Origin of the sequence: Pseudoclavibacter sp. 13-3 (assembly GCF_021168475.1) — a bacterium.
Taxonomy (GTDB): Bacteria; Actinomycetota; Actinomycetes; order Actinomycetales; family Microbacteriaceae; genus Pseudoclavibacter_A.
This window is the reverse complement of sequence record NZ_JAJOZT010000004.1, coordinates 291,192-301,270: the sequence shown is the minus strand read 5'-3', so window position 1 is coordinate 301,270 and position 10,079 is coordinate 291,192. Positions and strand designations below refer to the sequence as shown.

The window sequence follows — 10,079 nt, the reverse complement described above, 5'->3', positions numbered from 1 at the left end:
GGGGACCGTGTGGGAGAGTAGGACACCGCCGGAACATCATTCACGGAAGGCCACCCCGAAACGGGGTGGCCTTCCGTCGTTAACCACACACCACGCCAACCACACAACCACCACGACCAGGACTGGCCCGAGTGCCCAGTAGACTGCTCGGCATGAGTTCTCTGCACGAGATGAGCGCTGTCGCTCTGCGCGAACTGCTGCTTCGTGGCGAAGTCAGCCCGTTCGACATCGTAGAGACGTTCGTCGAGCGCGTGCGGTTTCTCGATCTGGCCGAGCGGCCGGCCGGTGCTCCGCGTCCGATCGGCGCCTTCACTGAACTCCGCGCAGATGCGGCACTCAAACGAGCGAAGTCGTTGACCCAGGCGGGCAGTCGGCTGCGGCACGTGGCAGCACGGCATCCGCTCTGGGGCCTCGCACTCGCTGACAAAGACCTCTACGATCGTGCCGGCTGCGTGACCGGCTACGGTTCACGGGCTCACGCGAGCACGCCGGCGGCCCAGATGCACCCGCTGCTGGCGGCGACCGACATCGCCGGTGCGGTGAGCATCGGGCGCACCAGCACTCCGGAGTTCGGACTGTCTGGGTACACCGAACCTGCGGCAGGGCGTCCGGCGTTGAACCCGTGGAAGCTGTCTCGGAACGCCGGAGGCTCGAGCGGCGGCGCAGCGGCCGCCGTCGCGTCTGGCATGCTGCCCGTCGCAGTCGGCACAGATGGCGGCGGGTCAGTGCGCATTCCCGCCGCCAGCTGCGGACTGGTCGGGCTGAAGCTGAGCCGCGGCCTCTTCGCCTCGAAGAGCCTCGCAGCGCGGCGGGGCACCGCATCACCGAGTGCAGGCCCTGGCCCGGCGGAGGCCGCACCCGGGATCGACCTGGTCGTGCCCGGAGCGATCGCACGCAGCGTCGCCGATGCCGCTCTGCTCACAGACGGTCTGCTCGGCGGCCTCGCCGCGCTGCAGGGCACTCGGCATCCGTACGCGAGCGGTCCCGGACGCAGTGGAACCTCGGCGACACCGCTCGGAGACATGGTGGCACCCGGCAGGGGGCGTTCCGGTGAGGCGTCTGCGGGACATTTGCGCGTCGGTGTGCTGCAGGGGAGCCCGTGGGACGCATTCACCGAAGTGACGGTGTCTTCCGAGGCCGCAGCACAGGTGAGCCGTATCGCCGACCTGCTCGACGAACGAGGTCACGACGTGCACTCGCTGCGGCTGCCTGACTCGGCGGAGTACGGTCGGTCGTTCAGCGTCGTATGGTAGATGGGTGCAGCCGGCCTGCCGATCTCGGAGCGCAGCATCGACCAGGTCGAGCCGCTGACACAGTGGCTGATTCGCAGCGGTCGGGACCTTCCCAGTGCGACGAAGACGCGAGCACTGCGCTATCTGCATGACTATGGCGAGCGTGTGACCGCGGCTTTCGCTGCGTGGGATGTCGTGCTGACGCCGGCCTTGGCCCTGACCGCCCGCCCGAACGGCTGGTTCGATGCGAAGGATGCCCGTCGGAACTTCGCAGAGCAGGGTGCATTCACCCCGTTCACCTCGTTCGTGAACGTCTCGGGCGCTCCGGCGATCGTGATTCCGACCGGGCTGGCCCGAGACGGGCTGCCGCTCGGCGTGCAGCTCATCGGGCAGCTCGGCCACGATGACCGTCTGCTGCGCATCGCGGCCGAGGTCGAATGCCTGGCAGAGTGGTCCGGGCGCTCACGGCTCTACCCGTAGGATGGACGTCATGTCTGGATTCCTGCACCGTCTCACTCAGCGGCGTCACGACGCAGCCGCACTCGACGAGCGCATCGGCGAACGGCGGCGATCAGACATCCCGGTCAGCCGGGACGGCACCGCGGATGATCTGCAGGTGGTGCCGCATTCGCCGCTTGACGGCGCCGACGCGATCTTCACCGACCTCGATGGCGTCGTGTATCGGGGCCCCGACCCGGTGGCCGATGCCGTCGAGGCGCTGAACCTCGCGCAGCGCACCGGTCTGCAGGTCAGCTACCTGACGAACAATGCCTCGCGCACGCCGCGGATGGTCGCCGATCAGCTGAACGCGATGGGCCTGCACGTCGCCGAGAACGACATCGTGACGAGCCCACAGGCCGCAGTGCCGCTGCTGGCCGACCACATCGCCCCCGGAGCAGAGGTGCTCGTGGTGGGCGGCGTGGGGCTGGTCGAGGCCGTGGAGCAGGCTGGCTACCACGTGGCCCGCAGGCAGAGTGCGCAGACCGCCGCCGTCGTACAGGGCTTCGCCAAAGACGTCAGCTGGGCGGATCTGGCCGAGGCCGCCTACGCTGTGGCCGCAGGTGCGGTGTGGATCGGCACGAACCAGGACTGGACCCTGCCGAACGAACGAGGTCTCGCCCCGGGCAACGGAACCCTGCTCTCGGCAGTGCACACCGCGACCGGAACGTTCCCGACCATCGCGGGCAAACCGGAGCGGCCGATCTTCGACGTCGCGGTCACTCGTTTTCGTGCTGCGCAGCCATTGTTCATCGGCGACCGGCTCGACACCGACATCGAGGGGGCGCGCCGGGTCGGCATCACCTCGGCCCATGTGCTGACCGGCGTCGACCAGGCTCGCGAGATCGTGGAGGCCGCGCCCGAACGACGGCCCGATTTTCTGCTGCGGACGCTGGCCGATCTGCATCGGCCGTATCCGGTGCTCGAGCTGGCGCCGAACGGAGCCATCAGCGGTCAGTCAGTGGTGCGCCTCGATGGCGCCGACGTCATCATCGAGCGCGGCGCGCCGACCGACATCGACACGCTGCGGGCCGCAGCCGCCGCTGTCTGGGAGTGCAGCATCCCCGTGTCGGCGCTGCGCCTGCCCGAGACCCTTGTCGGACCCCGGCGGTAGGATGCCGCACATGACGATGCCCAATCAGCAGGTGCCTGAGCGACCGCAGTCGACGGATGATGAGAGCACAGCGATCGATCATGCCCTGATCGCTTCGACGCTGCAGCGCATCGACGCGCTGCCCCTCGACCAGCGTGCAGCCGAATACGATCACCTCTACGCCGATCTCAGCCAGCGGCTCGAGCAGGCGGTCGGTCAGACCGAGCTGGGCGGGCGATGAAACCGACCGGCATCCGTCTCGATCAGGCGCTCGTCGAGCGAGCGCTCGCTCGATCGCGCACGCAGGCGCAGAAGCTCATCCGCTCGGGTCAGGTGACCTTGGACGGAAGCATCGTCGCGCGGGTGTCACACCCGGTGCGCGTCGAGCAGACGGTCGAGGTCAGCGGCGACCACCACTACGTGGGGCGTGCCGCGGGCAAGCTCATCGACGCACTCGAGGCGTTCCCCATCGACGTCTCAGGGCGCATCGCGCTCGATGCCGGGGCGTCGACGGGAGGATTCACCCAGGTGCTGCGCGAACGCGGGGTCTCACACGTCTTCGCCGTCGACGTCGGTCATGGCCAGCTCGTTCCGGCCATCGCCGCAGACTCCGGCGTCAGCTCGATCGAGAGGGTCAACCTGCGCTGGTTCACCCGCGCCGCTCTCGCTGAAGCCGCTCCGCATGCACCGTCGCCCGATCAGATCGACTTGGTCGTCGGCGACGTCTCGTTCATCTCGCTCACCCAGGTGCTGCCGCGACTGCACGAGCAGCTCGAAGTGCGCGACTTCGTGCTGCTGGTGAAGCCGCAGTTCGAAGTCGGCCGCGGTAATCTTGACCGTGGCGGTCTCGTGCGCGATCCCGCCGGGCATCGGGCCGCCGTCGAACGTGTCGGTGCCTGCGCCGAGCACCTCGGCCTCGTCGTCGCCGGGATCACCCGAACCAGCGTGGTGGGCGGTACCGGCAACCAGGAGTTTCCCATCTGGCTCACCCCGAATGAGGAGCGAGCGGTCGACTGGCATGCGCGAGTCGACGAACTGATCAGCAGGAGGTGACGCATGGCAGTCAGCGAACATTCGGCTCAGCCCACGCAGCACGCCCGGCAACGACGAGCCACACAGCCGCGGCGCGTGCTGCTCGTGGTGCACCCGAAGCGCGAGGTGGCCCTGAAATCGACGCAGACGACCCTGCGCCTGCTGCGCGAGTCACATCTGGTGCCGGTGTTTGCGCCCGACGCGATCGCGCCGCTGCGCGAATGGGGCATCGACATCGACGACGCTGAGGTGCTCGGCGAAGACTGCACCGGACCAGATCTCGAGATCGTCATGGTTCTCGGCGGCGACGGCACGATTCTGCGCGCCGCAGAGCTGGTGCGGTTCGACGCCACTCCGATCATCGGTGTGAACCTCGGGCACGTGGGCTTTCTCGCCGAGAGCGAGCGCGGTGACCTCGTCGACGCCGTGCAGCATGTGGTGTCGCGCACGTACGAGGTCGAAGAACGACTCGCGCTGAACGTGAGGGTGTTCTCAGAAGACCGGCTGCTCTTCCAGGACTGGGCGCTCAACGAGGTGACCATAGAGAAGCCGCGCAGCAACAAGATGATCACCGTCGACGTCAGCATCAACGATCGACCGTTCACCGCGTTCGGGTGCGACGGCGTGATGGTGAGCACCCCGACCGGCTCGACCGCCTATGCCTTCTCGGCCGGCGGGCCGATCGTCTGGCCCAATCTCGAGGCGCTGCTCTTCGTGCCGCTGAACGCGCACGCCCTGTTCGCCCGCCCTCTGGTGATCTCGCCCTACAGCTCGGTCAACGTGCAGCTGGGCGACGACGCCGACGGGGCGATCAGCTGGTGCGACGGCCGCCGCAGCCAGACGCTGCCGCCCGGGTCGCTGATCCAGGTCGGTCGCTCGACCATTCCGGTTCGGCTCGCCCGTCTGCGCCGCGGCTCGTTCGTCGACCGTCTGGTGAACAAGTTCTCGCTTCCCTCGTTGAGCTGGCAGCAGCATGCCATGCGCACGCGCGAGACGGACGAGGCGCTGCGCGAGGCCCAGCAGCTGCTCCATCTGACCGAATCTGCGTCGGTCGAGCAGAGCCCGGCCGGGCAGGCAGACGCCGCGGGCCCCGACGCCGTGGGCGGAGACCGCACGTGATCGATGAAGTTCGCATCGACGACCTCGGCGTCGTCGAGTCGGCGACCCTGGAACTCGGGTCCGGCCTCACCGTCATCACCGGCGAGACCGGAGCGGGGAAGACCATGGTCGTCACCGCCTTGCAGCTGCTGCAGGGCGCGCGGGCCGATGCCTCACGGGTGCGCGCCGGAGCCGATCGCGCAGAGGTCTCGGGCCTGCTGCGGGTGTCGCCCGAGAACGACGTCGTCCGGGCAGTCGAAGACGCCGGCGGCGAGATCGACGACGGCGACCTGATCGTGACCCGCCGCCTGGCCGCCACCGGCCGTGCCCGAGCCTGGCTGGGCGGTCACGCAGTGCCCAACGGCGTGCTCGCCGACACCATCGGTCAGCTGGTCTCGATTCACGGCCAGAGCGACCAGCTGCGTCTGCGCACCGCAGCACAGCAGCGCGACGTGCTCGACGCGTTCGGCGGCCCTGAGCTGCGCGATGCAGCCGATGTCTTTCACCATGCGTATCAGCGTTGGCACGGCCTCGATTGCCGGGCGCGGGCGCTCGCCGACGATGCCGAAGCGCGTCGCGCCGAGGCCGAACGACTGCGTGAAGAGATCGAAGCCGTCGAAGCGGTCTCTCCCCAGCCGGGCGAGCTCGAACAGATCGAGGCCCGAGTCGCGCGGCTCGACGCCAGACAGGATCTGCTGCGCCGCGCCGGCGAGGCACGACAGCGGCTCTCGGCCGACGTGGACGCGGCGACCGGCCCGCAGGACGTGCTCGGCCTGATCAGCGGGGCGTGCACCGAGCTCGAGAACGCCGGCGACCCGGAGCTCGGCGAACTCGCGACGCGCCTGCACGATGTGGAGGCCATGGCGCAGGATCTCTCGGCCGATCTCAGCTCGTACATCGCCGCGCTCGACGAGGTCGGCGAGGGCGAGCTGGCAGCGGCGCACGAGCGTCTCGACACGCTGCGCGACCTCGAACGTCGGTTCGGCGGCGTCGCCGCGGCGCTCACACTGCTGGACGATGGCAGCGCCAGGCTGGCCGAGCTGGACGCCGACGGAGACACCCGCGAACAGCTGTCGGCGGCGCTCACCGAGGCGCTCGACCAGCGCGACCGCACCGCGCGACGTCTGGGCGACATCCGCCGCCGTGCCGCGCAGCGCCTCAGCGACGAAGTCACCGGAGAACTGCACAGTCTTGCGATGCGCGACGCGGCATTCGCCGTGCAGGTCGACCAGCGCCCGGTGGATGCGACTGGGGGCGACGAGGTGGCGTTCCTGCTGGCAGCGCACGCCGGCGCCGATCCGCTGCCGCTGGCCCGATCGGCGAGCGGCGGCGAACTGTCGCGTGTCATGCTCGCTCTGGAGCTGCGGCTGGCGGCGAGCGGCGATCTGGCCGATCGCACCTTCGTGTTCGACGAGGTCGACTCAGGAGTGGGCGGCGCGGCCGCTGTGCAGATCGGGGAGCGGCTGGCCCGACTCGCCCGGCACACCCAAGTGCTCGTCGTCACGCATCTGCCGCAGGTCGCGGCCTACGCCGACACGCACCTCGTCGTCACCAAGATCAGTGACGAACGGGTCACGACCAGCGACGTGGTGCGTCTCGACGACGGCCAGCGGGTGCACGAGCTCGCCCGCATGCTGGCCGGTCGCGTCAGCGACACCGCACTCGCACATGCGCACGAGCTGCTGGAGCAGTCCAGACTCGAGGGCGAATGAGACGGCCGCGCAGGTGGCGGGCGACCACAGACACGATCAGAGCAACGACGACATCGCGGTGTTCGAAGACCGCTGTGAATGAGATAGGATGAAGACCCGTGGATAACGCGCAGAGCACTCGGACGGTAAAGCAGATCTTCGTGACCGGGGGCGTGGTCTCCTCGCTCGGAAAGGGCCTCACGGCGGCCAGTCTCGGCCATATTCTTCGAGCCAGTGGCGTGCGAGTGGTCATGCAGAAGCTCGACCCCTATCTCAACGTCGACCCGGGCACCATGAACCCGTTTCAGCATGGTGAGGTGTTCGTCACCGAAGACGGTGCCGAGACCGACTTGGACATCGGCCACTACGAGCGCTTTCTCGACATCAATCTGAATCAGGCGGCGAACGTCACCACGGGCCAGGTGTACAGCGAGGTCATCGCCAAAGAGCGTCGAGGCGAATACCTCGGCGACACGGTGCAGGTGATTCCGCACATCACCAATGAGATCAAGCGCCGCATGCGCGCACAGGCCCACGGCGAGCACACGCCCGACGTGATCATCACCGAGATCGGCGGCACCGTTGGCGACATCGAGTCGCAGCCCTTTCTCGAAGCCGCCCGTCAGGTGCGCCAAGAGCTCGGCCGCGACAACGTGTTCTTCGTGCACGTGTCGCTGGTGCCCTACATCGGCCCCAGCGGCGAGCTGAAGACCAAGCCCACCCAGCACTCGGTGGCCGCGCTGCGCTCGATCGGCGTGCAGCCCGACGCCATCGTGCTGCGCTCGGATCGTCCCGTCGGAGACGGCATCAAGTCGAAGATCGCCCTGATGTGCAGCCTCGAGACCGGCGCGGTCGTGAACTGCCCGGATGCCTCGAGCATCTATGACATCCCGACGATCATTCACAGCGAAGGGCTCGACAAAGTCATCGCCGACCAGCTCGGCCTGCAGACGCGCGACGTGGACTGGTCGCGCTGGCAGCCCGTGCTCGACGCGGTGCACAACCCCAAGCACGAGGTCACCGTCGGTCTGGTCGGCAAATACATCGATCTGCCCGACGCCTACCTGTCGGTCACCGAGGCGCTGCGTGCTGGCGGCTTCGCCCACACCACCAAGGTGAACGTGCAGTGGATTCCCTCGGACAGCCTGCTCGACGAGCAGGTTCGCGAGCGCGAGCTCGGCGCCGTCGACGCGATCTGCGTGCCCGGGGGCTTCGGCATCCGCGGCATCGAAGGCAAGCTCGCCGCGCTCACCTTCGCCCGCGAACAGGGCATCCCCACACTCGGCCTCTGCCTCGGGCTGCAGTGCATGGTCATCGAATACGCACGTTCGAAGGCGGGCCTGGCCGAGGCGTCCTCGAGCGAGTTCGACCCGCAGACGCACGAACCGGTCATCGCGACGATGGCCGAACAGGTCGACATCCTCGCCGAGGGCGATCTGGGCGGCACCATGCGGCTCGGATCGTACCCGGCCGCGCTGGCCGACGACTCGATCGTGGCTAAGGTCTACGGCAGCACCGAGGTGACCGAACGACACCGCCACCGGTACGAGGTCAACAACGTCTACCGCGATCGCATCGCCGATGCCGGTCTGCGGTTCAGCGGCACCTCGCCTGACGGCCACCTCGTCGAGTTCGTCGAGCTGCCCGTCGACGTGCACCCGTACTACGTGGGCACGCAGGCGCATCCCGAGTTCAAGTCGCGCCCGACCGCTCCGCACCCGCTGTTCGCCGGTCTGATCGCCGCAGCGCTGGAACGCCAGCAGGCCTCGCGCCTCTTCGACGTCGAGAACTCGACGACCGAGGGCTGAACCGCCATGGCCGACGAATCGGAGCTGCGCGACCGCGGGGAGGCGCACGAGGTGCGCGAACGGCACCTCGACCTGCACGGTCAGGTCATCGACGTGGCGAGCGAACGCTTCGACTACGACGGCGGGCAGCTCACCAGACAATTCGTGGAGCATCCCGGTGCCGTCGGCGTGCTCGCGCTCGACGAGCACGATCGTGTGGCGCTCGTGCACCAGTATCGTCACCCGGTTCGCGAGCGGCTCTGGGAGGTGCCTGCCGGTCTGCTCGATGTGCCCGGCGAGCTGCCGCTGACCGCGGCGAAGCGAGAGCTGGCCGAAGAGGCCGAGCTGGTCGCCGAGCACTGGCTGCACCTCATCGACATGTACACCACGCCGGGCGGCAGCAACGAACGGCTGCGCATGTATCGCGCCACGGGGCTCTCGCCGGCGGAGCACTTCGAGCGCACCGCTGAAGAGCAGGACATGGGTCTGATCTGGAGGCCCTTCGACGAGGTGCTCGACGGCGTGCTCGCCGGTCGCCTGCACAACCCGACCCTCGTGGTCTCGGTGCTGGCCGAGGCCGCCAACCGCAGCCGTCGAGGCTGACCGAGGCCGCCGTGTCTGCGGTCGACCGCGAGATCGACGCGTTCCTGCGCCATCTGCGCATCGAACGCGGGCTGTCTGCGAACACCGTGCGCAGCTATCGTTCCGACCTGCGCAGCTACGCCGACTGGCTCGCCGAACGCGACGCCGTCGACCTGACCGCGCTCACCGAACGCGATCTCGGCGAATACCCGCGCTGGCTGGCCGATCATCGCGCCGAGGCCGGCCTGCCGACGGCGGCCACCACCACGGGCCGCATGCTCAGCGCCGTGCGCAGCCTGCACCGCTACCTCTTTCTCGACGGGCGCACCCCGCGCGACCCGGCCATCGTGCTGCGCGCGCCCAAGAAGCCCAGCCGTCTCCCCAAGGCCTTGACCGTCGACGAGGTGTCCGGGCTGCTCGGGGCGGTCGACGGCAGCGATCCCGAGTCGGTGCGCGACCGGGCCATTCTCGAGTTCCTCTATGCCACCGGCGCGCGCGTGAGCGAACTCTGCGACGCGCTGGTCGACGACGTGCAGCGCGTCGAACGGGCCGATGCCGACATGATCGACGTGGTACGGCTGCGCGGCAAGGGCGGCAAACAGCGCATCGTGCCGTTCGGCTCGTACGCGCGGGCGGCGCTGGACGCCTACCTGGTTCGGGTGCGGCCCGCGCTCGCCGAGCGGGGTCACGGCGGTGCTCACCTGTTTCTCGGCGTGCGCGGCGGACGGCTCTCGCGACAGGCCGTGTGGACGATCATCAAACGCGCGGCGGCCCGCGTCGATCTCGAGCACCGGGTGTCGCCGCACGTGCTGCGACACTCGTTCGCCACGCACCTACTCGCCGGCGGGGCCGATATCCGAATCGTCCAGGAGCTGCTCGGGCACGCGTCGGTGACGACCACGCAGGTCTACACCCGCGTCACGCAGGAGCATCTGCGACAGGTCTACGCGACAAGCCATCCCCGGGCGCATCGCTGAGCGCGGGTCTCTCGAACGACGCGTGACGCAGGCGACGGGTAGACTATGCGGCGTGAATGATTTTCCCGTGCCCCAGCCGTTGACCAGCC

The 10,079-nt window shown here is 68.7% G+C and carries 8 protein-coding genes and 1 pseudogene; all 9 read left to right on the top strand.

Features of this window, described 5'->3' with window-relative positions:
- Window positions 1-152 precede the first annotated feature (152 nt).
- The 9 genes and pseudogenes from LRX77_RS08870 to xerD all read left to right on the top strand — a co-directional run bounded on the left by LRX77_RS08870 (window position 153) and on the right by xerD (window position 9,990).
- Window positions 153-1,712, top strand: a pseudogene (locus LRX77_RS08870) (amidase).
- A 10-nt stretch (window positions 1,713-1,722) separates the two neighbouring features.
- Window positions 1,723-2,844, top strand: coding sequence for an HAD-IIA family hydrolase (locus tag LRX77_RS08865; protein WP_231832531.1), 1,122 nt, complete (start codon window positions 1,723-1,725; stop codon window positions 2,842-2,844).
- 10 nt (window positions 2,845-2,854) lie between these two features.
- Window positions 2,855-3,064, top strand: coding sequence for a hypothetical protein (locus LRX77_RS08860; RefSeq protein ID WP_231832530.1), 210 nt, complete (start codon window positions 2,855-2,857; stop codon window positions 3,062-3,064).
- Complete coding sequence (locus LRX77_RS08855) at window positions 3,061-3,876, top strand: TlyA family RNA methyltransferase (RefSeq protein ID WP_231832529.1); 816 nt, start codon at window positions 3,061-3,063, stop codon at window positions 3,874-3,876. Before LRX77_RS08860 ends, LRX77_RS08855 begins: the two co-directional genes overlap by 4 nt.
- Window positions 3,877-3,879: 3 nt before the next feature.
- Window positions 3,880-4,974 (top strand): NAD kinase, encoded by a 1,095-nt coding sequence (locus tag LRX77_RS08850; RefSeq protein WP_231832528.1) that lies wholly within the window; start codon window positions 3,880-3,882, stop codon window positions 4,972-4,974.
- Window positions 4,971-6,665 carry a DNA repair protein RecN gene (gene recN, locus LRX77_RS08845; protein WP_231832527.1) on the top strand — a complete coding sequence of 565 codons (1,695 nt, stop codon included), beginning with the start codon at window positions 4,971-4,973 and terminating at the stop codon, window positions 6,663-6,665. Before LRX77_RS08850 ends, recN begins: the two co-directional genes overlap by 4 nt.
- Before the next feature lie 98 nt (window positions 6,666-6,763).
- Window positions 6,764-8,452 carry a CTP synthase gene (locus LRX77_RS08840; RefSeq protein WP_231832526.1) on the top strand — a complete coding sequence of 563 codons (1,689 nt, stop codon included), beginning with the start codon at window positions 6,764-6,766 and terminating at the stop codon, window positions 8,450-8,452.
- A gap of 6 nt (window positions 8,453-8,458) precedes the next feature.
- Entirely contained in the window at window positions 8,459-9,034 is a 576-nt protein-coding gene (locus LRX77_RS08835) for an NUDIX domain-containing protein (RefSeq protein WP_231832525.1), read from the top strand.
- Between the two features lie 11 nt (window positions 9,035-9,045).
- Window positions 9,046-9,990, top strand: a complete 945-nt coding sequence (gene xerD, locus LRX77_RS08830; protein ID WP_231832524.1) for a site-specific tyrosine recombinase XerD — start codon at window positions 9,046-9,048, stop codon at window positions 9,988-9,990.
- Window positions 9,991-10,079: the final 89 nt, after the last annotated feature.